This window comes from Sphingomonas sp. UYEF23, assembly GCF_040546165.1.
In the GTDB taxonomy this organism is placed as follows: domain Bacteria; phylum Pseudomonadota; class Alphaproteobacteria; order Sphingomonadales; family Sphingomonadaceae; genus Sphingomonas; species Sphingomonas glacialis.
This window is the reverse complement of the sequence record NZ_JBEPNG010000013.1, coordinates 28,656-52,204: the sequence shown is the minus strand read 5'-3', so window position 1 is coordinate 52,204 and position 23,549 is coordinate 28,656. Positions and strand designations below refer to the sequence as shown.

General features: G+C 65.8%; 23 protein-coding genes, 1 pseudogene and 1 other annotated feature. Of the genes and pseudogenes, 15 read left to right on the top strand and 9 right to left on the bottom strand.

Annotated elements, in window-relative coordinates; translation table 11 throughout:
* Window positions 1–84: 84 nt before the first annotated feature.
* A complete protein-coding gene (locus ABIB28_RS17530) occupies window positions 85–1,713 on the bottom strand; it encodes a putative bifunctional diguanylate cyclase/phosphodiesterase (RefSeq protein ID WP_354289346.1) in 1,629 nt (542 codons plus the stop codon).
* A 227-nt stretch (window positions 1,714–1,940) separates the two neighbouring features.
* Between ABIB28_RS17530 and ffh the strand changes: the two genes are divergently transcribed.
* From ffh to rimM, 3 genes and pseudogenes are all read left to right on the top strand, one after another.
* Entirely contained in the window at window positions 1,941–3,428 is a 1,488-nt protein-coding gene (gene ffh / locus ABIB28_RS17525; RefSeq protein ID WP_354289345.1) for a signal recognition particle protein, read from the top strand.
* Window positions 3,429–3,470: 42 nt separating this feature from the next.
* A pseudogene (rpsP, locus tag ABIB28_RS17520) lies at window positions 3,471–3,911 on the top strand (30S ribosomal protein S16); the annotation flags it as partial.
* A 140-nt stretch (window positions 3,912–4,051) separates the two neighbouring features.
* Window positions 4,052–4,543, top strand: a complete 492-nt coding sequence (rimM, locus tag ABIB28_RS17515; RefSeq protein WP_354289343.1) for a ribosome maturation factor RimM — start codon at window positions 4,052–4,054, stop codon at window positions 4,541–4,543.
* Here the strand turns inward: rimM and ABIB28_RS17510 are convergent.
* A complete protein-coding gene (locus tag ABIB28_RS17510) occupies window positions 4,533–5,438 on the bottom strand; it encodes an NAD(P)/FAD-dependent oxidoreductase (protein WP_354289342.1) in 906 nt (301 codons plus the stop codon). The two genes, rimM and ABIB28_RS17510, sit on opposite strands and share 11 nt — an antisense overlap.
* An 82-nt stretch (window positions 5,439–5,520) precedes the next feature.
* Here ABIB28_RS17510 and ABIB28_RS17505 point away from each other — a divergent pair, with 82 nt between their 5' ends.
* The 4 genes from ABIB28_RS17505 to rplS are packed head-to-tail and all read left to right on the top strand — an operon-like array spanning window position 5,521 to window position 7,310.
* Entirely contained in the window at window positions 5,521–5,814 is a 294-nt protein-coding gene (locus tag ABIB28_RS17505) for an AbrB/MazE/SpoVT family DNA-binding domain-containing protein (RefSeq protein WP_206365635.1), read from the top strand.
* Window positions 5,811–6,188 carry a type II toxin-antitoxin system VapC family toxin gene (locus ABIB28_RS17500; RefSeq protein ID WP_354289341.1) on the top strand — a complete coding sequence of 126 codons (378 nt, stop codon included), beginning with the start codon at window positions 5,811–5,813 and terminating at the stop codon, window positions 6,186–6,188. Before ABIB28_RS17505 ends, ABIB28_RS17500 begins: the two co-directional genes overlap by 4 nt.
* Window positions 6,185–6,916, top strand: coding sequence for a tRNA (guanosine(37)-N1)-methyltransferase TrmD (gene trmD, locus ABIB28_RS17495; protein ID WP_354289340.1), 732 nt, complete (start codon window positions 6,185–6,187; stop codon window positions 6,914–6,916). The genes ABIB28_RS17500 and trmD overlap by 4 nt, the downstream gene beginning before the upstream one ends.
* A 1-nt stretch (window position 6,917) precedes the next feature.
* A complete protein-coding gene (gene rplS, locus ABIB28_RS17490) occupies window positions 6,918–7,310 on the top strand; it encodes a 50S ribosomal protein L19 (RefSeq protein WP_010186138.1) in 393 nt (130 codons plus the stop codon).
* A 72-nt stretch (window positions 7,311–7,382) separates the two neighbouring features.
* On the opposite strand, the gene ABIB28_RS17485 is transcribed toward rplS, so the two are convergent.
* The 3 genes from ABIB28_RS17485 to ABIB28_RS17475 form a co-directional block, all read right to left on the bottom strand.
* Complete coding sequence (locus ABIB28_RS17485) at window positions 7,383–8,861, bottom strand: SulP family inorganic anion transporter (RefSeq protein WP_354289339.1); 1,479 nt, start codon at window positions 8,859–8,861, stop codon at window positions 7,383–7,385.
* Window positions 8,862–8,932: 71 nt separating this feature from the next.
* Window positions 8,933–8,988, bottom strand: a sequence feature (sul1 is cis-regulatory element that is thought to sense ions involved in sulfur or methionine metabolism; They are found in Alphaproteobacteria).
* A 52-nt stretch (window positions 8,989–9,040) separates the two neighbouring features.
* Entirely contained in the window at window positions 9,041–9,727 is a 687-nt protein-coding gene (locus ABIB28_RS17480; protein WP_354289338.1) for a pentapeptide repeat-containing protein, read from the bottom strand.
* Window positions 9,728–9,762: 35 nt separating this feature from the next.
* Window positions 9,763–10,614 (bottom strand): alpha/beta hydrolase, encoded by an 852-nt coding sequence (locus ABIB28_RS17475; protein WP_354289336.1) that lies wholly within the window; start codon window positions 10,612–10,614, stop codon window positions 9,763–9,765.
* 109 nt (window positions 10,615–10,723) lie between these two features.
* On the opposite strand from ABIB28_RS17475, the gene ABIB28_RS17470 reads away from it, so the two are divergent.
* The 8 genes from ABIB28_RS17470 (at window position 10,724) to ABIB28_RS17435 (ending at window position 20,480) form a co-directional block, all read left to right on the top strand.
* Window positions 10,724–12,082 carry a DUF418 domain-containing protein gene (locus tag ABIB28_RS17470; RefSeq protein ID WP_354289335.1) on the top strand — a complete coding sequence of 453 codons (1,359 nt, stop codon included), beginning with the start codon at window positions 10,724–10,726 and terminating at the stop codon, window positions 12,080–12,082.
* A gap of 82 nt (window positions 12,083–12,164) precedes the next feature.
* Window positions 12,165–14,393: a S9 family peptidase gene (locus tag ABIB28_RS17465; RefSeq protein ID WP_354289334.1), complete on the top strand. Its 2,229-nt coding sequence runs from the start codon at window positions 12,165–12,167 to the stop codon at window positions 14,391–14,393.
* Between the two features lie 173 nt (window positions 14,394–14,566).
* Window positions 14,567–15,283, top strand: coding sequence for an MgtC/SapB family protein (locus ABIB28_RS17460; protein ID WP_189676916.1), 717 nt, complete (start codon window positions 14,567–14,569; stop codon window positions 15,281–15,283).
* A gap of 61 nt (window positions 15,284–15,344) precedes the next feature.
* Window positions 15,345–16,373, top strand: coding sequence for an aspartate-semialdehyde dehydrogenase (locus ABIB28_RS17455; RefSeq protein WP_189676917.1), 1,029 nt, complete (start codon window positions 15,345–15,347; stop codon window positions 16,371–16,373).
* Complete coding sequence (locus tag ABIB28_RS17450; protein WP_354289332.1) at window positions 16,373–16,894, top strand: hypothetical protein; 522 nt, start codon at window positions 16,373–16,375, stop codon at window positions 16,892–16,894. Before ABIB28_RS17455 ends, ABIB28_RS17450 begins: the two co-directional genes overlap by 1 nt.
* Window positions 16,895–17,117: 223 nt before the next feature.
* On the top strand, window positions 17,118–17,879 hold the full coding sequence (locus ABIB28_RS17445) for an alpha/beta fold hydrolase (RefSeq protein ID WP_354289330.1): 762 nt from the start codon (window positions 17,118–17,120) through the stop codon (window positions 17,877–17,879).
* 52 nt (window positions 17,880–17,931) lie between these two features.
* Window positions 17,932–19,770: a M2 family metallopeptidase gene (locus ABIB28_RS17440; RefSeq protein ID WP_354289328.1), complete on the top strand. Its 1,839-nt coding sequence runs from the start codon at window positions 17,932–17,934 to the stop codon at window positions 19,768–19,770.
* A gap of 23 nt (window positions 19,771–19,793) precedes the next feature.
* Complete coding sequence (locus ABIB28_RS17435) at window positions 19,794–20,480, top strand: SIMPL domain-containing protein (protein ID WP_354289327.1); 687 nt, start codon at window positions 19,794–19,796, stop codon at window positions 20,478–20,480.
* Window positions 20,481–20,492: 12 nt separating this feature from the next.
* Here the strand turns inward: ABIB28_RS17435 and ABIB28_RS17430 are convergent, their stop codons facing one another.
* From ABIB28_RS17430 to ABIB28_RS17415, 4 genes are all read right to left on the bottom strand, one after another.
* Entirely contained in the window at window positions 20,493–21,008 is a 516-nt protein-coding gene (locus ABIB28_RS17430) for a hypothetical protein (protein WP_354289325.1), read from the bottom strand.
* Window positions 21,009–21,078: 70 nt separating this feature from the next.
* Complete coding sequence (locus ABIB28_RS17425) at window positions 21,079–22,533, bottom strand: AMP nucleosidase (RefSeq protein WP_354289324.1); 1,455 nt, start codon at window positions 22,531–22,533, stop codon at window positions 21,079–21,081.
* Window positions 22,534–22,617: 84 nt separating this feature from the next.
* Window positions 22,618–22,881 carry a hypothetical protein gene (locus tag ABIB28_RS17420; protein WP_354289322.1) on the bottom strand — a complete coding sequence of 88 codons (264 nt, stop codon included), beginning with the start codon at window positions 22,879–22,881 and terminating at the stop codon, window positions 22,618–22,620.
* A 109-nt stretch (window positions 22,882–22,990) separates the two neighbouring features.
* Window positions 22,991–23,470, bottom strand: coding sequence for a peroxiredoxin (locus ABIB28_RS17415; protein ID WP_354289321.1), 480 nt, complete (start codon window positions 23,468–23,470; stop codon window positions 22,991–22,993).
* Window positions 23,471–23,549 lie beyond the last annotated feature (79 nt).

Here is a 23,549-nt window from a genome sequence, read left to right as displayed (position 1 = left end):
AGTGGGTCGGCCTAAGGCTGGCGTCGACCTCTCCACCGGCCGCCCCACCCCCAGCCCCTCCTTTTCAGGGAGGGCAGTAAGAGGTCAGCCCGCGCGGCGTTCGTCGGGCTCGCCCGCCTCGCTCGCCGCGTTCTGCAACAAGCGCCGCTCGGCGAGCAGTCGCCGCGTGTTGGCGATGCTCGTCGGGCGTCCGTAGAGATAGCCCTGGCCCTTCCCGCAGCCGAGGCCGCGCAGTCGCTCCTCGACCGCGAGATCCTCGATCCCCTCGGCGGTGATCGGCAAATTGAGGCTGTCGCCGAGCCGCGTGATCGCGGTGACGATCGCGGCGCTTTCGGTGTTCTCGGTCATCGACATGATGAAGCTCTTGTCGATCTTGATCCGATCGAACGGCAGCGCGCGCAAATGCGCGAGCGACGAATAGCCCGTCCCGAAATCGTCGAGCGCGAGCCGGATTCCCTGGTTCTTGAGGCTGCCGACGATCGATTGCGCGAGCGGGAGATTGTCGAACAACGCGGTCTCGGTGATCTCGATCTCGAGCCGACTGGCGGGGAAGCCCGTCTCGGTCAGCACCTTGATGATCTTCTGCGCGAGCCACGCATCGCGCAGCTGGCTCGGCGAGATGTTGACCGACAGCGACAGCGCCACGTCCCAGTCCTTCGCGGCGAGGAACGCCTGGCGCATCAGCGACAGCGAGAGATCGGCGATCATCCCGGTTTCCTCGGCGATCGGGATGAAGGTGTCGGGCACGATCAGCCCGCGCGTTGCATGTTCCCAGCGCGCCAGCACTTCGAACCCGCTCAGCCGGCCGGTTGTGAGATCGATCTGCTGCTCGAAATAGGGGACGATCTCCTGGCGCGGGATCGCGTTGCGCAAGCCCACTTCGAGCTCGTTGCGCGCTTGCAACTCGCGCTCCATCGACAGGTCGAACCAGGCGAAGCGGTTGCGGCCCGAATTCTTGGCGGCGTACATCGCGATGTCGGCCGAGCGCATCAGCGCGTCGATGCTCGCGCAATCGAAGTCCGAGCGGGAAATGCCGACCGAGACCGAAATATGCAGCTGCAATCCCTCGATCCGGAACGGCTGGGCGAGTTGGCTGACGAGCTTTTCGGCGATCCGCTCGACGGTCGCCGGGTGGGCCGCATCGAACAGGAAGGCGCACGCGAATTCGTCGCCGCCGAAGCGCGCGGTGAGCGCGACGCTCGGCATCGCCTCGGCGATCTGCAGCGCGACCTGCTGGAGCAGCGCGTCGCCGGTCGCATGGCCGTGCATGTCGTTGACCATCTTGAAATGGTCGAGATCGAGCATCAGCAGCGCCATCGCCTTGTTGCGCGCCTGCGCCCGCACGAACATCGCGGCGCCTTCCTCGGCCAGGCTGCGGCGGTTGAGGAAGCCCGTGAGCGGATCCTTGGCGGCGAGCATCTGCGCGCGCTCCTCCGCGGCGGTGCGGATCGTCACTTCATGCGCGAGCTCGCGGTGGCGGCGCCAGCCGAACAGGATCAGCGCGACGTTGAGCAGCAGCGCGATCACCAGCGTCTGGTCGGGCCCTTCGCCGCCGTAGAAATAGCGGCGGACGGTGGTCGACAGCACCGAGCTGCCAGTCCCGACGAACAGCAGGATCGAGGCGACCGTGATCGCGCCGTTGAGGATCTCGCGGCGTTTGGGCGGGGCAGAGCTGCCCGCGTCGCTTGGTTCGCCACGTATCTCGACCGTCATAGAAAGCTGTCCACCCCACACTGAACCTGTCTCTTCTCATGACAGCCGTGTAGATCGCGTTAAGCCCGACGGTTGCGCGGCGCATCGAAACAGCGTAGGGCACGCCGATCGTTCCTGCACTGGAGCGTAAGGGCTGCCCCATGGGGCTACGCCGGCCGACGAGGTTTCGTCCGCCGGCGTTCTTTGCGTTACGGTGCGGACGCGATGTTTTGGAAGGGTTTTTTCGGATGTTCGAGAGCCTGAGCGACCGTCTTGGCGGTGTGTTCGATCGGTTGCGGGGGCGCGGTGCGCTCACCGAGGCAGACGTGCGCGGCGCGATGCGCGAAGTGCGAGTCGCGTTGCTCGAGGCCGACGTCGCGCTGCCGGTGGCACGCGATTTCGTCGACAAGGTTACCGAAGCTGCGGTCGGCCAGAACGTCCTGCGCTCGGTCACGCCGGGGCAGCAAGTCGTCAAAATCGTCAGCGATGCGCTGACCGAGATGCTCGGCGCCGAGGCCGCCGAGCTCGAACTCGGCGTAACGCCGCCGGCGATCATCATGATGGTCGGCCTGCAGGGCTCGGGCAAGACGACCAGCACCGCGAAAATCGCGCTGCGGCTCGCCAAGCGGCAGGGCAAGAAGGTCTTGATGGCGTCGCTCGACGTCAATCGCCCGAACGCGCAGGAACAGCTCGCGGTGCTCGGCACGCAGGCCGAAGTCGCGACGCTGCCGATCGTCGCCGGCCAGCAGCCGGTCGATATCGCACGGCGCGCGGTCCAGGCGGCGAAGCTGCAGGGCTATGATGTCCTGATGCTCGACACCGCGGGTCGTCTCCACGTCGACCAGGCGCTGATGGACGAAATGCGCGCCGTCGCCGACGTCGCCAAGCCGAACGAAATCCTGCTCGTCGTCGACTCGCTGACCGGCCAGGACGCCGTCAACGTCGCGCAGAACTTCTCGGAGCAGGTGCCGCTCACCGGCATCGTGCTGACCCGCATGGACGGTGATGCGCGCGGTGGTGCGGCCTTGTCGATGCGCGCCGTCACCGGCAAGCCGATCAAGTTCGCCGGCATGGGCGAAAAGCTCGACGCGCTCGAGGCGTTCGATCCCAAGCGCGTTGCCGGCCGCATCCTCGGCATGGGCGACGTGGTCGGCCTCGTCGAGCGCGCGGCCGAAGCGATCCAGGTCGAAGACGCCGAGAAGATGGCTGCCAAGATGGCCAAGGGGCAGTTCGATCTCGACGACCTGCGCGCCCAGCTCAAGCAGATGCAGCGGATGGGCGGCATCGGCGCGCTGGCGGGCATGATCCCGGGCATGGGCAAGGCCAAGGGCATGGTCGATCAGGTGGGCGGCGAGAAGGTGCTCGTTCGGATGGACGCGATCATCACCTCGATGACCGCCAAGGAGCGGCGCAAGCCCGAGCTGCTCAACGCCAAGCGCAAGATCCGCGTCGCCAAGGGCTCGGGGACGACCGTGCAGGACGTCAACAAGCTCGTGAAGATGCATCAGGAAATGGCCAACGCCATGAAGAAGATCAAGAAGATGGGCGGCCTTGCCGGCATGGCCAAGATGTTCGGCGGTGGCGGCGGCATGGGTGGCCTCGGCGGTGCGCTCGGCGGAATGGGCGGGATCGACCCGGCCAAGATGCTGAGCGGCGGCGGGGGCGGTCTTCCCGGCCTCGGCGGCGGCCAGACCAAGCTTCCCCCCGGCTTCGAGAATTTGCTCAAGAAGAAATAAGTTCAACCCGATCAACAGATTAAAGCAAGAAGGTACTCTATCATGGCAGTCAGCATTCGTCTTTCGCGCGGCGGTTCCAAGAAGCGGCCGTATTACCGCATCGTCGTCGCCGATGCGCGCGCACCGCGCGATGGCCAGTTCATCGAGAAGATCGGCACCTACAACCCGCTGCTCGCCAAGGATGACGAGAAGCGCATCGTGCTCGACACCGAGCGTGCGACCTACTGGCTCGGCGTCGGCGCGCAGCCGACCGACCGCGTCGCCCGCTTCCTCGACGTGAAGGGTGTGCGCGAGCGCGCTGCCCGCAACAACCCGAACAAGGGCAAGCCCGGCGAGAAGGCCACCGAGCGCGTCGAAGAGCGCCAGAAGAAGCTCGACGATGCCGAGGCCGCCAAGGTCGCAGCAGCCGCCGCCGAGGAAGAAGCCAAGGTTGCAGCCGCTGCCGCTGCGGAAGAGGCCAAGGCCACTGCCGCTGCCGAGGCTGCTGAAGCCGCTGCCGCTGCCAGCCAGGCCGAGACCGAAGCTGTCGTCGCTACCGAAGTAGAAGCTGCGACCGAAACCCCGACCCCGGAAGCCGAAGCCGTTGCTGAAGCGACCTCGGAAGAAACCCCGGCGAACGGCTGATGCAACAGGACAACCCCGTCACGCTCGCCGTCATCATCGGCGCGCATGGCGTGACGGGGGAGGTCCGTCTCAAGGTCTTCACCGAGGACCTTGCCGCGTATACCGACTTCAACGGCGGCACGCTGTCGTTGAAGTCGGTGCGCCACGGCAGCAACGGCATGATCGCGCGGATCGCCGAAGTGACCGACCGCAACAAGGCCGAGGCCTTGCGCGGGACCGAGTTGACCGTACCGCGCTCGGCGCTGCCGCCGCTCGAGGACGGCGAATATTATCACACCGATTTGCTGGGCTTGCCTGCGGTTTCGACCACGGGCGAGGCGCTTGGCCATGTCGTCGCGATCGACGATTTCGGCGCGGGCGACGTGATCGAAATCGAACGGCCGTCCGAGGACGGCAAGCCGGGCAAACGCTTCATGATCCCGATGAACGCCGATGCCGTTCCCGAGTGGAATGCGGGAAAGCTTGTCGTCGAGGCCGGCTTTATCGTCTGAGCGGCTGTCGCTCATCGAGCAGGTTGCGGATCGTCGTCGCGGCGACGCCGGCTTCGCCCATGGCGTGGCTGATCTGGTCGAGCCCCTTCACGACATCGCCCGCCGCGAACAGGCCGGGGATCGAGGTGCGCTGGTGGTCGTCGACCTCTAGACAGCCCTCGTCGGTTGCGTTGGCGCCCGCCGCGACCGCCAGGTGCGAGCGGATCGTCGAGCCGAGCGCGGGATAGATGCTGTCGAAGCTGAGCGCGCCGTCGGGCGTGGTGACGACGATCTGGTCGCCCTCGACCTGGATCGGCGTGCAAGGCCCGTCGCGGTGGACGATGCCCGCTTCATCAAGCTTGGCGCGGCAGCTGTCGTCGAGCTCGTGCGCGCCGCCGGGGGCGATCAGCGTGACGTCGCGGGTATAGCCGCGCAGGAACAGCGCCTCCTTCATGCCGTGCGTGCCCGTGCCGACGATGCCGACGCGCTTGTCGGTGACCTCATAGCCATCGCAGATCGGGCAATAGCGGATCAGGCCGCGTTCGAGCGCTGCGTCGTGCACGGCGTCGTCCATCTTGGGGCGGAGGTTGACCACACCGGTTGCCAGCAGCACCGAGCGCGTAGGGAAGCTGCGGCCTTCGATCTCGACGGTGAAATCGTCGCCGCGGCGGACGATCGCGGTGACTTCTGCCTCCTCGCGCAGCGCGCCGAATTCGGCCGCCTGTTCGCGCATCAAGCGGAGCAGTTCGGTGCCCTTGATCCCGCCGGGATAGCCGGCATGGTTGTGCGTCCGCGGGATCAGCGCGGCGCGGCTGCTGCCGCAATCGAAGAGCCTGATCTTCAGATGAAATCGCGCGAGATAGATCGCGGCGGTAAGGCCGGCGGGACCGGCGCCGATGATGATGCAATCGTCCATGGCTGCGATACGCGCGAGAGAGCAGGGCGTTCCTTGACGGGTTTGCGGAATGTATATACGCCTTGTATATACGGAGTTTGAGATGGGCGACGAATACACTGCTAAAACCTTCAAGTCCGGCAACTCGGTCGCGCTGCGATTGCCGAAGGCGTTGGGCGTGAAGGAGGGCATGGAGATGAAAGTGCGTGAGGATCGCGGCAGCTTCATCGTCGAGCCGGTCAACATCCCCAAGCGTAAGTTCAATATCGATAAGGTCTGGGGTATCGGCCAACATCTCGACCTGAAGCCCATCGCGAGCGAAGATCGCGTTTTTGAGCATCGCACCTTGCTGTCGGACGATCCTGATTGGCTTGCGCCGGTCGAACCTGAAGCGTGAAGTATCTTCTCGACAGCAATATCATCATCGCAGCGATTTCGGCATCGAGTTCTCGGTTGCGGGAGCGGATGGCGATGTGCGACGAGGATGATATTGTTACGTCGGCGATTGCCTATGCCGAGGTCGCGCATGGCGCGATGAATGGCAAGCCGCCGCCGCTCGACATTATCGACGCGTTTCTGGAGAGCATCCCGGTACTGCCGTTCGATCAGGCATCGGCTCGGATTTATGCAGCGCTTCCCTTCGTTCGGGCAAGCTACGACAGGCTGATCGCGGCGCACGCTCTTGCTTGCAAGCTGACCATTGTCACCGGGAATGTCCGTGACTTTAAGGGTATTCCCGATCTTTGTGTCGAGGATTGGACGCTGGCATGACCTTCGCCGCGACTATCCTCACGCTCTACCCCGAGATGTTCCCCGGACCGCTTGGCCTGTCGCTCGCCGGCCGCGCGCTCGGTGAGGGCAAATGGAGCCTCGACGCGCGCAACATCCGCGATTTCGCGACCGACAAGCACAGCACGGTCGATGGCACGCCGGCGGGCGGCGGGGCAGGAATGGTGCTGCGCCCCGATATCCTCGCCGCAGCGATCGACAGCGTCCCCGCCGGACGCCCTCTGCTCGCGATGACGCCACGTGGGAGCCCGCTCACGCAGGCGCGCGTGCGCAGACTCGCCGAAGGTCCCGGCGTCACCATCCTCTGCGGCCGCTTCGAGGGCTTCGACGAACGCATCTTCGCCGCGCGCGAGATCGAGGAAGTGTCGATCGGCGACTATATCCTGTCGGGCGGCGAGATGGCCGCGCTCGTCCTGCTCGATGCTTGCATTCGGTTGCTCCCCGGCGTAATGGGCGCGGCTCACAGTGGCGTGGACGAGAGCTTCGAAACGGGGCTCCTCGAATACCCGCAGTACACCCGACCTTATGAATGGGAAGGGCGCACGATCCCCGAAGTGTTGCGATCGGGGGATCATGCGAGGATTTCGGCATGGCGTGAAGCCATGGCCGAGACCGAAACACGGCTAAGGCGGCCGGATCTATGGGAGCGCCATGAGGGTGCTCGGGTCCAGTCGCCCTCTGGCGCGCGACGAACGAAGAAGGACGCATGAGATGAATCTCATCCAGACGATCGAAGCCGAGAACATCGCCAAGTTTCTCGAGAACAAGAAGATCCCCGAATTCCGCCCCGGCGATACGCTGAAGGTCGGCGTGAAGGTGGTCGAAGGCGAGCGCACCCGCGTCCAGAACTACGAAGGCGTGTGCATCGCGCGTTCGAACAAGGGCATGGGTTCGAACTTCACCGTACGGAAGATTTCGTTCGGTGAAGGCGTCGAGCGCGTTTTCCCGCTGTATTCGCCGAACATCGACAGCATTGAAGTCGTCCGCAAGGGCGCGGTGCGTCGTGCCAAGCTGTATTACCTGCGTGGCCGCACCGGCAAGTCGGCGCGTATCGCCGAGCGTCGCGACACGCGTCCGGCCAAGACGGTCGCTGCCGCCGAGTAATCGGATCGCCAGCGCCGCAAGGCACAGGAAAGGGCGCGGGGATTTCGATCCCCGCGCCCTTTTTGTTTGGGCTTAGGCCTCGGCGCGGACCAGCGGCGCGTGGCGGTCGACCAGGATCGCGCTTGCCGCGTTCAGGCCGATCAGCTCGACGATCATCCCGTGGCGCCGCATCTTGGTGACCAGATCCTCGAGCGTGCCGACCGCGGTCACGTCCCACAGATGCGCATGCGTCAGGTCGATGCGCACGGTCCGCGCCGTATCGCGCAGGTCGAACTGATCGGCGAAGATCTCGGCGCTGGCGAAGAACACCTGCCCCGACACGGTGTAGCTGCGCGTATCGGTCGCTAGATCGAAGGTGGTCTCGACGCGGAGCAGCTTGGTCACCTTGAAGGCGAAGAATACGCCGCTGAGCAGAACGCCTACGCCGACGCCGGCGGAGAGATCGTGCGTCGCCACCGTCACCACGACGGTCGCGAGCATGACGACGCCCGAGACCTTGGGATGCCGCGCCAGATCGGCGAGCGAGCTCCAGGAGAAGGTGCTGATCGACACCATGATCATGATCGCGACCAGCGCCGCGACGGGCACCTGCGCGACCCAGGGCCGCAGCGGCACCATGATGACGAGCAGGAACACCCCCGCCGCGAGTGTCGACAGCCGCCCGCGGCCGCCATAGCGGACGTTGCCGACGGTCTGGCCGATCATCCCGCAGCCCGCGATCCCGCCGAACAGTCCCGCCGCGACATTTGCGAGCCCGAGCCCGCTGCACTCGCGCGCCTTGGAGCTGGCGGTGTCGGTGAGATCATCGACGACGCTCGCCGTCATCATCGATTCGAGCAGGCCGACCGTGGCCATCGCGAAGGCGTAGGGCGCGACGATCCGCAGCGTCGCCCAGTCGAGCGGCACGTTCGGCAAGGCGAACGCGGGCAAGGATGTGGGGAGCCGACCGAGATCGGCGACGGTGTGGATCGGCATCGGGAAGGCGATGCTGATCGCGGTCAGCACGACGATGCAGATCAGCGGCGAGGGGATTGCGGTCGTGATGCGCGGGAGGAGGTAGATGATCGCCAGGCCACCCGCGATCATCGCATAGGTGTGCCAGGTGACGCCGAGCATCTGCGGCACCTGCGCCGAGAAGATCAGGATCGCGAGCGCGTTGACGAAGCCCGTCCGCACCGAGCGCGAGACGAAGCGCAGCAGCACATCGAGCTTGAGCAGCCCGAACGCGATCTGGAGCAGGCCGGCGAGCACCGTCGCGTAGAGCAGGAATTGCAGGCCGTGGCCGTGCACCAGCGCCGCCGCGACGAGAGCGACCGATCCGGCGGCGCCCGAGATCATCGCTGGGCGCCCGCCGACAAAGGCGAGGACGATGCCGATCACGAACGAGGCGAACAGGCCGACTTCGGGGTCGATCCCGGCGACGAACGAAAAGGCGATGACTTCGGGGATCAAGGCAAAGGTGCCGACCAGGCCGGCGAGCAGATCGCGGCGGGCGCCACCGATGCCGCTGAACCATTCGGCGCGATACCGGGAAAGGGGAGTGCTGTTCATAAAAAAGTGTCCGCAGAAATCGCAGCTGCGCCGTCTCTCTGGAGCGGCGTCGAAATTTGGAGTGCGATGTGCGTTGTCCGGCGGATCGGCGGCCGGAATAGCCACCCGGATTTGCACCGGGTCCATGCGAGTGCGCTCTAGGTACTGCGGTTTGTGCTGCGGCGCAACACGGTGGGCCGCTAAAGGACGCGGAGGCCCAATTCTCCCAGCAACTGCCCGGCTTGCTCGCGTGAGATCGTCGCGCCGCGGAACTGGCGCGCGTCGACCAGGGCGATCCCGCCGAGATCGCAGCCGCGCAGATCGGCGCCGTCGAAGCGGCATCCCGCGACCCCTGCGTCGCGCAGGCTGCACGCCTCGAACACCGCCGCGCGGAAGTCGCTCTTGCGCAGATCGGCCTGGCCGAAGTCGAGCTTGCGCAGCATCTGTTTGCGGAAGGAGAAATTGGGCAGCTTGGCGTTGATCAGCAGCACTTCGTCGAGGCGCAGATCGAACGCCTTGGCGTCGGACAGGTCGGCGCCGGTGAGCTTGCAGCGTTCGAAGCTGGCGGCGGTCAGCGTGGCACCCCGCAGGCTCACGTTGTTGAGATCGCTCGCCTCGAAGCGCGCGTCGGCGAGATCGGCGCGAGTGAACTGCGCGAAGGCGGCGCGGCACGAGATCCACGCCGTCACCTCGAGCCGCGCGCCCGACAGATCGGCGCGGCGCAGGCTGCACCGCTCGAAGCGCCAGTGCGACAGATCGAGCCCCGACAGGTCGGCGTCGTCGAGGTCGCAGTCGAGGAGATGCTGCGGGCCGTTCGCGATGAGGCGTTCGAGATCGGCGCGCTGCAGCGGTTCTTCGCGCGACACGGTGGGGAGGGGGGCGGTCATCGCTCCTCCTAGCCCGATGCGCCGCGCAGCGCGACCTAGCGGAACGCGATCAGCTTGACGCTCTCGGGCAGCGGCGGGGTGGGAGCATCGGGATGGCCGAGACGCGCAGCGATCGCTTCGATGATCGGGGCGATTACCGCGCCGTCGGGATGGTGCCCGGCACCGCGGATCACCGCGCTGAAGCCGTCGCGCTTTGCGAGGAACGCGGCCTTGTGGAGTTCCTGGCCCATCGCGACGGGGACGGTGTCGTCCGCGAGGCCGTGGATCAGGAAATAGGGTTCGTCGAGCTTGGGCACCGCGGCGAGATTGTCGTAGCGATCGGCGATGAAGCTGCGGGCGAGCTTGGGTGCCATCGCGCGCAGGCCGGTGAAGGTGCCGATCGTCACCAGCGCGTCGAGCTTTTGCCGCATGGCGAGGCCGAACGCGACACCGCCGCCGAGGCTGTGGCCGACGACGATCACGCGGTCGCTGCCGGCAAGGCGCTTGGCCTCGGCGTAGAACGCGTCGGCATCGCGCCCGAGGCCGGCTTCGTCGGCTCGGCCGGGATTGCCCGAATAGCCGCGATATTCGGCGGCGACCACGCCATAGCCCGCGGTGATCAATGGTGCGAACCAGTCGAGCGAGCCCATCGCGCTCGACGCATTGCCGTGGAAGACGAGCAGCGTCGGCTGGCCCGGCCGCGGTGCGATTTCGGCGCCGGTGATGGCAAGGCCGTCGCTCGTCGTCAGCGTTACCCGCTGCGCGCTCGCAGGGAGCGGCGCGGCGGCGATCGGGGCGGTCGGCGCGGGGTAGATCCGGTCATGGATCAACTGGCTCGACACGGGGCTTGCCGCCGCGACGAGGAGCGCGGCGCCGAGCGCGACCAGACGGATACGTCTCTGTTGCATCGAATACCCTCGCAGCGCTGCTTTCCTTCCGAAAGCGGGATCGTGTAATGCTTGCATAACACACGCCATCGCGCTATACTTTTCGCGATTTGAGGCCATGGGGGGAAACATGTCCGACGTCGCGATCACCACTGCCGCCGAACCCGATGGCGCGCCGCGCATCGCGGTGCTCGATATCCTGCGGGGCGTCGCGATCCTCGGCATCCTGTTCATGAACATCAACGACATGGGGCAGTCGCTCTATGCCTCGTTCGACGACATCCGCCATCTCGGCTGGTCGGCGAGCGATCAGGTGGCGTGGTGGCTGCGCGAGGTGTTCGCCAACGGCACGGCGCGCTGCATGCTCGAGATGCTGTTCGGCGCGGGGATGGTGATCCTGACCGACCGTGTCGCCGAACGGGCGGGCGAAAGGGTCGTGCTGCGGCGTTATTATGTCCGCAACCTGATCTTGTTCGCCTTCGGGCTCGTCCATGTCTTCATCCTGCTCTGGCCTGGTGACATCCTGCACACCTATGGGCTGGCGGCGTTGGTGGCGTTCCTGTTCCGGCGGTTGCGGCCGCGGCTGCTGATCATAATCGGGCTGACGCTCGCGCTGTTCCAACTCGTCGGCGGCGGCTATTTCGGCTATTATCAGACGCTGCAGACGCGTGCGCAGGTCGCTGCGATCGAGGCCAAGGTCGCGGCGGGTGCCAAGCCGACCGCCGACGAGCGCAAGCTGCTCAAGAACAAGGCCGAGAAGACCAAGAAGCGCGCCGAGACCAAGGCCAAATCGCGCAGCGACATTGCGGCGGAAGACGCCGCGCGGACCGGCACCTTCGCGACCTGGGCAGCGGCGCAATGGCACAGCTTTCTCGACATAGAATCGCAATTTCTCGAAGTGCTGTTCGTCTGGGAGGCGGCGAGCGTGATGCTGCTCGGCGCGGCGCTCTACAAGCTCGGCATCCTGCAGGGGCGGCGGTCGCGGCGCTTTTATGTCGGGATGGCAGTCATCGCCTATGGTGTCGGGATCCCGCTCCGCATGATCGGCGCGCACGAGCAGATGCAGTTCGGCAACGGCCCCTACACCTTCTGGGCGAGCTACGAGATTGCGCGTCAGGCAATGACGCTCGGGCATGTCGCGCTGATCAACCTGCTCGTCTCGACCGTGTTCGGCGCGCGGCTGTTGCGGCCCTTCGTTGCGGCGGGGCGGACCGCGCTGTCGATCTACATCGCGCAGACGCTGATCTGCCTGTGGGTGCTGTATCCGCCGTTCGTCCTCGGCCTGTACGGCAAGATGAGTTGGGGGCCGCTGATGGTGACCGCGCTCGTGATCGACGCGGTGCTGCTGGTCGGCGCGAACCTGTGGGTGCGGCAGTACGACATCGCGCCGGTCGAATGGGCGTGGCGGTCGCTGGTCGAGCAGCGCGTGCTGCCATGGCGCACGCGTCCGCGCGCGCCGCAGGCCGAGGGCGCGCCGGCACTCGCCTAACGTCCCTTTACCTGGCGCGCGGGGCCCGCGATAAGCGCGCTCCACCGCCCGTCTGGGGCGCGACAGGGACTGGAGATGCGGGATGCGGGCGAGTTGGGCTTTTGCGGGCGTGATGCTCGCCTGTGCGGCGGTGCCGGCCATGGCTGCTGATCCCGTCGCCACACCGCTGACGCTGAAGGCTGTGTTCGGCAGCCCCGATCTCTCGGGCGTCCAGCCGCGCGGCGTCAAGCTCTCGCCCGATGGCACGCTGCTCACCTCGCTGCGCCCGCGCGCCGAGGAGAAGGAGCGCTTCGACCTGTGGGCGCGCGACACGCGCACCGGCGTCGAGCGGATGCTGGTCGATTCGAAGAAGGTCGGCTCGGGGGCCGAGCTGTCCGAAGCCGAGAAGATGCAGCGCGAGCGCGCGCGCATCGCGGGCTCGAAGGGGATCGTGACCTATGATTGGGCGCCCGATGGCAAGACGATATTGGTGCCGATCGACGGCGACCTGTATCTCGCCGGGCTCGACGGCACCACGCGGCGGCTGACCAACGCGCCGGGCGACGGCGCGCTCAACCCGGTGATCAGCCCGAAGGGGGGCTTCGTCAGCTTCGTGCGGGGGCAGAACCTCTTCGTCCAGCCGCTCGGCGGCGGCGATGCGCGCGCGGTCAGCAGCGATGGCGGTGGCACGGTGCATTGGGGCGAGGCGGAGTTCGTCGCTCAGGAAGAAATGGACCGGCGCACGGGCTATTGGTGGTCGCCTGCCGACAGCCACATCGCGGTCGAGCGTTTCGACGAGGCGCCCGTCGGGATCGTCACGCGCGCCGCGATCGGGGCGAACGGGACCAAGGTTTATGACCAGCGCTATCCTGCCGCTGGTACGCCGAACGTCGCGGTCGCGCTGTACGTGATGAAGGCGGACGGGTCGGGGAAGGTGAAGGTCGATCTCGGCACTAACCCCGACATCTATCTCGCACGCGTGGACTGGACGCCCGACGGCAGCGCGCTGCTCGTCCAGCGCGAGAGCCGCGACCAGAAGACGCTCGACATGCTCAAGGTCGATCCTGCGACGGGCAAGGCCACGGTGCTGTTCACCGAGAAATCGGGCACGCGCAGCTGGCTCAATTTGTCCGACGCCTATCGTCCTATGAAGGACGGGAGCTTGATCTGGCGGTCGGAGCGGACCGGCTTCGGCCATCTCTATCGCTTCGACAAGGGCACGTGGACCGCGCTGACCAAGGGCGACTGGGTCGTCCAGGCGCTGCTCGGCGTCGACGAGGCCAAGGGGCGGCTGTTCTTTACCGGTAATAAGGATGGCGTGCTCGAGCAGCACCTCTATTCGGTCGACATCGCGCGCCCGAACGTAATCACGCGCCTCACCGAAGCCGGCTGGTGGAACAACGGCACGATGGACGACGCCGCGACGCGGATGATCGTCTCGCGCTCGAGCCCGACGCAGCCGACGCAGGTCTATCTCGCCGACGTCGACGGCAAGCGGCTGTCGTGGATCAACGAGAATGCGATCAAGCCAGGGCATCCATACTACCCGTATCTCGCCAGCCACCAGCAGACCAAGTTCGGCACGATCAAGGCCGACGACGGTACCGAGCTCTATTACGAGATGATCACCCCGCCGCTCGAGCCGGGGAAGAAATATCCGGTCTTCTTCCAGCATTATGGCGGCCCCGGCACCGGGCAGCAGGTCACGCGCGGCTGGGGCGGCGCGTTGCCGCAGTACCTGGTGCAGCACGGCTATATCTATTTCCAGATCGACAATCGCGGCTCGTACAATCGCGGCAAGGCGTTCGAGGATCACATCTACCGCGCGATGGGGACGGTCGAGGTCGCCGACCAGCTTGCGGGCGCGAAGTTCATCAAGAGCCAGCCGTTCGTCGATCCGGCCAAGGTTGCGATCTATGGCTGGTCGTATGGCGGCTACATGACGCTCAAGATGCTCGAGGCGAACCAGGGCGTCTATGCCGCCGGCGTGTCGGGCGCGCCGGTGACGCAATGGGAGCAGTACGACACCCATTATACCGAGCGCTACATGGGCTCGCCGGTGGCGGACAAGCAGGCTTATCTTGCGTCGGACGCGCTCGGCAAGGCGCCTGACATAAAGGATCCGCTGCTGCTGATCCACGGTATGGCGGACGACAATGTGGTGTTCACCAACTCGACGGCGTTTGCGGCACGGATGCAGGCGACCGCGACCCCGTTCGAGATGATGTTCTACCCGGGTTATACGCACCGCGTCGGTGGGCCGGGGATCAGCGAGCATCTGTGGGGGACGATCCTGACGTTCCTCGATCGCAACGTGAAGGACAAGAAATAGGCCAAACCCTCATCCGTCATCCCCGCGCAGGCGGGGATCCATTGACACTGACGCACTCGATTTCGCGCGACCAGCCAATATGGATTCCCGCCTTCGCGGGAATGACGAAGGAGGGGGCTACCCTATGAGTCTTCCACTAGTCCCAGCCGCCCAGCTCCCATAAGGCCCGCCGCATGCGGTTCCTCACCACCTTCCACCTCTGGCCGTTCCTCGACACCGTCGTCAGCTACGTCGCGGCCTTCATCCTCGGCACGCTGATCGGTGCAGAACGCCAGTATCGCCAGCGGACCGCAGGCCTGCGCACCAATGCGCTGGTCGCGCTCGGATCGGCGGCGTTCGTCGATCTCGGGCAGCGGCTCGGCGGCGACGTCGAGTCGATCCGGATCATCGCCTATGTCGTGTCGGGGATCGGTTTCCTCGGCGCGGGCGTGATCATGAAAGAGGGGATGAACGTCCGCGGGCTCAACACCGCCGCAACCCTCTGGTGCTCGGCCGCGGTCGGCGCGATCGCGGGGAGCGACATGATCGCCGAGGCGGTACTGCTGACCGGCTTCGTCATCCTCGCCAACACGATGCTGCGCCCGCTGGTCGATGCCATCAACCGCATCCCGCTCGAGGGGCGCAGCGTCGAGGCGACGTATAGCGTGACGATCACCACCGACGCCGAGGACGCCGGCCCGATGGGCGACCTGCTGACCGAGCATCTCGAGACCGCGCAGCTGCCCGTCGCCGAACTCGACATCATCTCGCGTGGCGAGGACCGGGTGGAGATTGTGGCCAAGCTCGTCAGTACCAATATAGCGGTCAGCGAGCTCGATGCGCTGACCGATCATCTCGCAACGGTCCATGGAATAACCCATGCGACCTGGCAGGCGCGCACGCACGATTAGCAAAGCGATTGGACGCGCCGGCGTAATGTCGCTACGGGCGCGTTCCGAATTGGAGGAAGTTATGGGTTATCGGATCGTGGTCGCGGGCGCGACGGGCAATGTCGGGCGCGAAATGCTCAATATTCTGGCGGAGCGCGAGTTCCCGCTCGACGATATTGCCGTCGTCGCATCGTCGCGCAGCCAGGGCGACGAGGTCGATTTCGGCGAGACGGGGCGCAAGCTCAAGGTCCAGAATATCGACCATTTCGATCCGACCGGCTGGGACATGGCGCTGTTCGCGATCGGCTCGGAAGGGACCAAGATACACGCGCCGCGCTTTGCCGCGGCGGGTTGCACGGTGATCGACAATTCGTCGCTCTACCGCATGGATCCCGACGTGCCGCTGATCGTGCCGGAAGTGAACCCTGACGCGATCGCGGGCTATACCAAGCGCAACATCATCGCCAACCCGAACTGCTCGACCGCGCAGATGGTCGTCGCGCTCAAGCCCTTGCATGATTTCGCCAAGATCAAGCGTGTCGTCGTCTCGACCTATCAGTCGGTGTCGGGCGCGGGCAAGGCGGGGATGGACGAGCTGTTCGAGCAATCGCGCAACATCTTCGTCGGCGATTCGGCCGAAGCCAAGAAGTTCACCAAGCAGATCGCGTTCAACGTGATCCCGCACATCGACAGCTTCCTCGACGACGGATCGACCAAGGAAGAGTGGAAGATGGTGGTCGAGACCAAGAAGATCCTCGACCCAAAGATCAAGGTCACCGCGACCTGCGTGCGCGTGCCGGTGTTCGTCGGGCATTCGGAATCGATCAACATCGAGTTCGAGAACGAGATCTCGGCGGCACAGGCGCAGAAAATCCTGCGCGAGGCGCCCGGGGTGATGCTGGTCGATAAGCGCGAGGACGGTGGCTATGTCACGCCGGTGGAATGCGTCGGCGAATATGCGACGTTCATCAGCCGCGTGCGCGAGGATTCGACTGTCGAGAATGGCTTGTCTTTGTGGTGCGTTAGCGACAATCTGCGCAAGGGTGCCGCGTTGAACGCGGTGCAGATCGCGGAGTTGCTCGGGCGGCGGTATCTCAACAAGGGGGACTGATGATCGGACTCGGTTTGCTGGCGGTCGCGGCGGTGCACATGTGCCCCGTCGCGAATGCGCGCTACGTCCTGCGCAGCAATCCGGGTGTCACGCTCCATTTCGAAAATGCGCCGATCAACGACGACTGGCCGCAAGGCGTGGTGGTGGCTGTCCACGGCGTAAAGACCGGGCGCACCAGTTACTGGCTGCCTTGGTATGGCGGCACCGACGGTGGGCGCCACATCCGCGGGACCGCATTGATCGATCGGTCCAAAGATTTGGAGGCGCAGCGACGGGTGGAGCGCAGGGGAGACCTGGACTTCTTCCTCCTCGATTCCCGCTATCGCTTCTTGTCCAGCTTGCCCAAGCGCGGCAGCGCCGCGCCAGCGCATCTGCTGATCCCCAATTTGGATCTCTGGCATTTCTTCGACGCTGCCGGACAGCGTGACGACTCGCCGCGGGCCTTTTTCGACCTTGTGGGATGTCATCGGTCGACAGCACATGATCGGGGGAAGGACGCCATCCTGCCGTCTGTCGCATGATGCTCGGCTGCTGTGACGGTTCGGCGCGGGCACGCTCAGTAGACGCAGCCCGCGTGTCCGATCTGTATCACCGTCGGCAGCTTCGACGACCCGTCGCGCTACCGCCCGATGCAGCATTTCTCGCCGGAGACTTGGCACGCGGCATGGCTCGACACTAAGGACCTTCCGACGACGACGCGCGTGGCGGATAATCCCTCCACGGCCGATCGATGGATGAAAGCGCTTGGCAAACTCCCCGACTGAACCGCAGTTCTTCGAGAGCTTCGATGACACCCGCCTGGCATGGCGCGAAATGGGCGAGGGGCGCCCTGTCGTGCTGATCCACGGCTTCTTCTCGAACGCGACGATCAACTGGATCAAATATGGCCACGCCGCGAAGATCGCCGAGGCCGGTTTCCGCGTGATCATGCCCGATCTGCGCGCGCACGGCGACAGCGCCAAGCCGCATGATGCCGCCAGCTATCCGCCCGACGTGCTGATGCGCGACGGCTTCGCGCTGATCGAGCACCTCGGGCTCTCCGATTACGATCTCGCGGGCTATTCGCTCGGTGGGCGTACGACGATGCGGATGCTTGCCAATGGCGCGACGCCACGCCGTGCGGTGCTGTCGGGGATGGGGCTCGAGGGCATCCTTCACACCTCGGGGCGCGGGCATTATTTCCACAACGTGCTGACCAATCTCGGCAGCTTCGCGCGCGGGAGCAGCGAGTGGCTGACCGAGGCGTTCCTCAAGACCACGGGCGGCGATCCGGTGGCGTTGCTGCGGATCCTCGACACGTTCGTCGATACGCCCGCCGCAGCGATCGCGGCGATCGAGACGTCGACCCTCGTGGTCACCGGCGTCGATGACGACGACAACGGCTCGGGCGAGGCGCTCGCCGAAGCGATGCGGCATGCGACCTTCCGGTCGGTGCCGGGCAACCATATGAGCGCGGTGCTCAAGCCCGAGCTCGGCGCAGCAATCGCAGAGTTTCTCGCGGCTTGACCGGGCGCGGGATGCGGCACAGATTGCCGCATCACGCAAAACGGGGCTTTCCATGATCCGCACAGGTATTTCTTCGCTCGCGCTCGTTCTGGCGCTGGCGACCACGCCGACGCTCGCCGCGGCCGCGCCGGCGCCCGCTGCCGCGACGGCCGCACCGACCACCGCCGAGGCCGACGCCTTCGTCGCGCGTGCGGAAAAGGAGCTCGCGGATTTCTCGACCCCCGCGCAGCAGGCGGCGTGGATTAACGCGACCTACATCACCGATGACACCGATGCGATCGCCGCCAAGTTCGGCGCCGAGGGCACCGAGATGCAGGTCCGCCTCGCGCTTGAGGCCGCGAAATATGCGAGCCTGCCCGGCCTGTCGTTCGACACCAAGCGTAAGCTCGACTTGCTTCGCAACGGCCTGACGCTGCCCGCGCCGACCACGCCGGGTGCTGCAGCCGAGCTGTCGACGATCGTGACCAAGCTCGGCTCCGATTACGGCAAGGGCAAGGGCACGCTCGACGGGAAGCCGATCAACGGCAGCGACATCGAGGCGGCGATGGGCGAGGTGCGCGATCCCGCCAAGTCGAAGGAGATGTGGGTCAGCTGGCACGACGCCGTCGGCGCGCCGATGCGCAAGGATTTCGCGCGCGAAGTCGTCATTGCCAACCAGGGTGCGAAGGGGCTCGGTTATGCCGATGTCGGCGCGCTGTGGCGCTCGGGGTACGACATGACACCGGCGCAGTTCGAAGCGACCGCCGACACGCTGTGGAAGCAGGTCGAGCCGCTCTACAAAGCGCTCCACACCTATGTCCGCTGGAAGCTCAACGCGAAATATGGCGATGCGGTGCAGCCCAAAACCGGCGCGATCCGCGCCGACCTGCTCGGCAACATGTGGGCGCAGGAATGGGGCAATATCTATGATGTCGTCGCCCCGGCAGGCGCAGGCGATGTCGGCTACGACGTCGGCGATCTGCTGAAGGCCAAGCGCTACGATCCGATCAAGATGTTCAAGACCGGCGAGGGCTTCTATTCCTCGCTCGGCTTCAAGCCGCTGCCCGATACCTTCTGGGCGCGCTCGCAGATCGTCAAGCCGGCCGACCGCGAGGTCGTGTGTCATGCCTCGGCGTGGGACGTCGACAGCGTCAACGATTTGCGGATCAAGATGTGCACCAAGGTCAATGGCGACGACTTCGTCACGATCCATCACGAGATGGGCCATAATTACTATCAGCGCGCGTATAACGCGCAGCCCTTCCTCTACCGCAATGGCGCGAACGACGGCTTTCACGAGGCGATCGGCGATTTCGTCGCGCTGTCGATCACGCCCGATTATCTGGTCAAGATCGGCCTGCTCGATCCCGCCAAGGTGCCGAGCCCCGACAAGGATATCGGCCTGCTGCTCAAGCAGGCGATGGACAAGGTCGCGTTCCTGCCGTTCGGCCTGCTGATCGACAAATGGCGTTGGGGCGTATTCTCGGGCGCGACGCCGGAGGCGCAGTATGAGAAGAGCTGGAACGAGCTGCGGCTGAAGTATCAAGGGATCGTCCCGCCGGTGCCGCGCGACGAGACGCGCTTCGATCCGGGCGCGAAATACCATGTCGCGGCGAGCGTGCCCTATGCGCGCTACTTCCTCGCGCGGCTCTACCAGTTCCAATTCTATCAGGCGGCGTGCAAGCAGTCGGGCTGGACCGGGCCGCTGCATCGCTGTTCGTTCTACGGCAACAAGGAAGTCGGCGCGAAGTTGGATGCGATGCTCGCGATGGGCCAGTCGAAGCCGTGGCCCGAGGCGCTGCAGGCGTTCACCGGCAGCCGTGAGCTGTCGGGGCAGGCGATGGTCGAGTATTTCGCACCGCTCAAGGCGTGGTTGGACAAGCAGAACCAGGGGAAGCCAAGCGGATGGTAAGATATTGGGTCGCATCAGCAGCCTTGGCTGTCGCCGCGCCCGTGGTGGCGCAGACGACGCTACTCCCGGGCGAGACACTCCTGCAGATCCAGGCCGTCGGTGAGGCTTCGGCGCAGCCTGACCAAGCGACGATGTCGATCGGCGTCATCAGCACCGGCGCCACCGCGCGCACTGCGACCGACGCCAACGCGACGCAGATGGCGGCGGTCGTCGCCGCGCTGCGGTCGTCCGGGGTCGAGCCGCGCTTGATCCGCACCCAGCAGATCAACGTGCAGCCGCGCTTCGCGCGCAGTGGACCGAGCGATTATGAGGGACAGGCGCAGATCACGGGTTATGTCGCGCGCAACAGCGTCGGCGTCACACTCAACCGGCTCGCCATCGCACCGGATGTGATCGCGGCGGCTTTCGCGGCCGGCGCCAATTCGGTCAACGGTCCGAACCTGGCGCTGCGCGATGAAACGGCTGCGGTCGCGGAAGCGCGGCGTGATGCCATCGCAAAGGCGCGGGTTGAAGCCGAGGCTTATGCAGACGGGTTAGGTCTCAAGGTCGGCCGGGTGATCCGTGTCAGCGAGCGCGGCAACGTCGGATCGTCCGAGCTTTACGGCACGGGCATGCTGTACCGCGTCTCGAGCCCGGCGCCGCCGCTCGCCAGTGGCGAAATCCGCCAGCGGGCGACGGTGTGGATCGATTATGCGCTGACACCCCGATAGGGCAGGGAGCACTCAGTTCGGGATCGTCCCTTCATCGGCGATCCCGGCTTCGAACGACGCGCTTGAATCGGTGCCATCGGCCTGATGCGCGTGCTCGCCGGGGTTGAGCTTTTCGTCGCGCGGCGTGCTCGAGCGTAGCGCGAAGAGCGCGGCGGTGGCGGCGGCGCCGATCGCGGCGATTCCGCCGACGACGGTGGCCTTGCCCCAGCGGCTCCCTGACTTGGCGCGCGGCGTGGTTGCGGCGGCGGCAGGCGTCTTGGCAGGCGCCTTGCGCGCGGTCGCTGGCTTGCTGGCCGTCGCGCGCGTCGAGGTCGTCGGACGCGGCTTGGCGGGCTTGCGCGGGGCAGGGGCCTTGGCCGGGGTCGCCTTTACCGAGGCTTCAGCCGGCGTCTTGCTGGTGGCCGCTGCCTTGCGCGGGGTTGTGGGCTTAGCCTTGGCCGGCGGGGTAGGCTTGGTCGGCGTCGCGGATGCGTCCGCCGCCGGGCGCTTGGACTCGGTATCGGTCGGCTTTTTGGGCGGCGTTGCCATGGGGTCGTCCTTGTTCGTTGAGCTTGCGTAACGCACGAAGCCGCCGGGGTGTCCCCCAACGGGGCGTGGCTTAGCGGAAGGGGGGTTCGTTGAACGCGCGCAGCTTGCGGCTGTGGAGCTTCTGCCCCTCGCGGCGCAATTCCTCGCACGCCTCGATGCCGATCCGCATATGCTCGCTGATCGCGCGTTCGTAGAAGCGGTTGGCTTGCCCCGGCAGCTTCAATTCGCCGTGGAGCGGTTTGTCCGAGACGCACAGCAGCGTCCCGTACGGCACGCGGAAGCGATAGCCCTGGGCGGCGATCGTCGCCGATTCCATGTCGATCCCGACCGCGCGGCTGAGCGAGAAGCGCAGGGCGCTGCGCGAATATTGCAGCTCCCAATTGCGGTCGTCGGTGGTGACGATCGTGCCGGTGCGCAGCCGCCGCTTGAGTTCGTCGCCCGACTGGCCCGAGATCGTCTCGGCGGCGCGGGCGAGCGCGAGCTGGACTTCGGCGATCGCGGGGACGGGAATCACGGGCGGCAGCACGTCGTCGAGCACGTGATCGTCGCGCAGATAGGCGTGCGCGAGCACATAATCGCCGATCCGCTGGCTCGGGCGAAGGCCGCCGCAATGGCCGATCATCAGCCACGCCTCGGGCCGCAGCACCGCCAGATGATCGCAGATCGTCTTGGCGTTCGCCGGGCCGACGCCGATATTGACAAGGGTAATGCCGGTGCCGTCCGCCGCCATCAGATGATAGGCCGGCATCTGGTGCCGCCGCCATGCGCTGGTATCGGCGAGCGCCGCCTCGACATCGTCGCCCGCGCGCAGCAGCACGCCGCCCGCACCCGACACGCCGCTGTAGCGCGATGGTGTGCCGTCGGATCCAGGCGCGAGCTGGCTGAACGCCCAGCGGACGAACTCGTCGACATAGCGGTGATAGTTGGTGAACAGCACATAGCGCTGGACATGCTCGGGCGGCGTCCCTGTGTAATGCCGCAGCCGCGCGAGCGAGAAGTCGGTCCGCAGGCCATCGAACAGCGCGAGCGGGCGTACGCCGTCGCTGACGGCATAAAGGCCGTCGGCGATCTCGTCGCCGATATGCGCGAGCTCGGTTGCCGGGAAATAGCGAGCGAGCTCGACCGCGGAGACCTGGTCGAGGCTGAGCGCATGGCCGGGATCGATCACATACGGGAAAGGGATTTCCTGCCGCCCGGGGACCGCCTCGACCGTGACGTCGTAATCCTCGATCAGCAGCGTCAACTGTTCGGTGAGATAGTCGGCAAAGATCGCGGGCTTGGTGACGCTGATCGCGTAATCGCCTTCGGTCACCAGCCGGCCGAACGAGCGCATCGGCGTCGGCCGGTCGCTCCCGCCGCGATAGTGAAGGTGGATTTCGGGATAGGCGAAGCTGCCATCGTGGCGGCTTTCGGGGGCGGGTTGTTCGCCCGTCGCGAGATAGGCGGTCAGCGCCTGCTGAAGCCGCGCCACCGAGGCGCGATAGAGCCGATCGAGTTCGGCGACGATGTCGGATGCTTGCGTCATCCCAAAGGGCTAAACCGGGACCGTTACGCTGGCAAGTCGGCGCCACCCCGACGTTGGCCGGGATGGCACGCGATCTTCAGGCTGTCAGGCCTTCGCGTCGGTCTTCGTCGGCTCGTCATCCTTGGCGCGCAGCTTGCTCGCCCCGAACGCCGCACCGGCGATCGCCGCTGCTGCACCTGCCGCGATTCCGGCAGCGGCAAGCGGGTTGGCCTTGGCCGCGTCGACCGTCGCGGTAAACGCCTCGGTCACGGCGTCCTTGGCCTGCTCGAACAGACCTTCGGCCTGCTCGATGATCGTTTCGGTCGTGCTGGCCGCGGACTTGGTGAAATCAGTCTTGTGGTCGCTCATGGCACTGCCCTTTCCAATGAACTCATCCCTAGCAACTCATTGAGACGGGCCAGGTTCCGTGAGCGCGATCGGCGCGGCGTCGCGATCGCTCGCTTCGCCGCGACGAGGGTCAGATTTCGCTCAGCAGATGCTCGGCCGACGAGACTTCGAACGCGCCGGGGGCTTCGACGTTCAGCTGCTCGACGACGCCGTCATTGACCAGCATCGAATAGCGCTGGCTACGCTCGCCCATGCCGAACTTCGAACCGTCGAAGGTCAGGCCGACGGCCTTGGCGAAATCGGCATTGCCGTCGGCGAGCATCACGATGTCGCCAGCGTTGCTCGCCTTGCCCCATGCGCCCATAACGAAGGCATCGTTGACCGAGGTGAACGCGATCTCGTCGACGCCCTTGGCCTTGAGTTCGGCAGCCTTGTCGACGAAGCCGGGCAGGTGACGCGCCGAGCAGGTCGGGGTGAAGGCGCCGGGTACCGCGACCAGCGCGACCTTGCGGCCCTTGAAGAACTCGTCCGAGCTGATTTGATCGGGGCCATCGGCCGTGGCCTTGGTGAGGGTGATGCTCGGGATACGGTCGCCGACGCTGATCGTCATGGAAATCTCTCCTGTTGCGCCGCCCGGTGAAGAAAGTGCGAGCGGCGCGCCGTACGTCGTGCAGGCGGACGTGAATTTC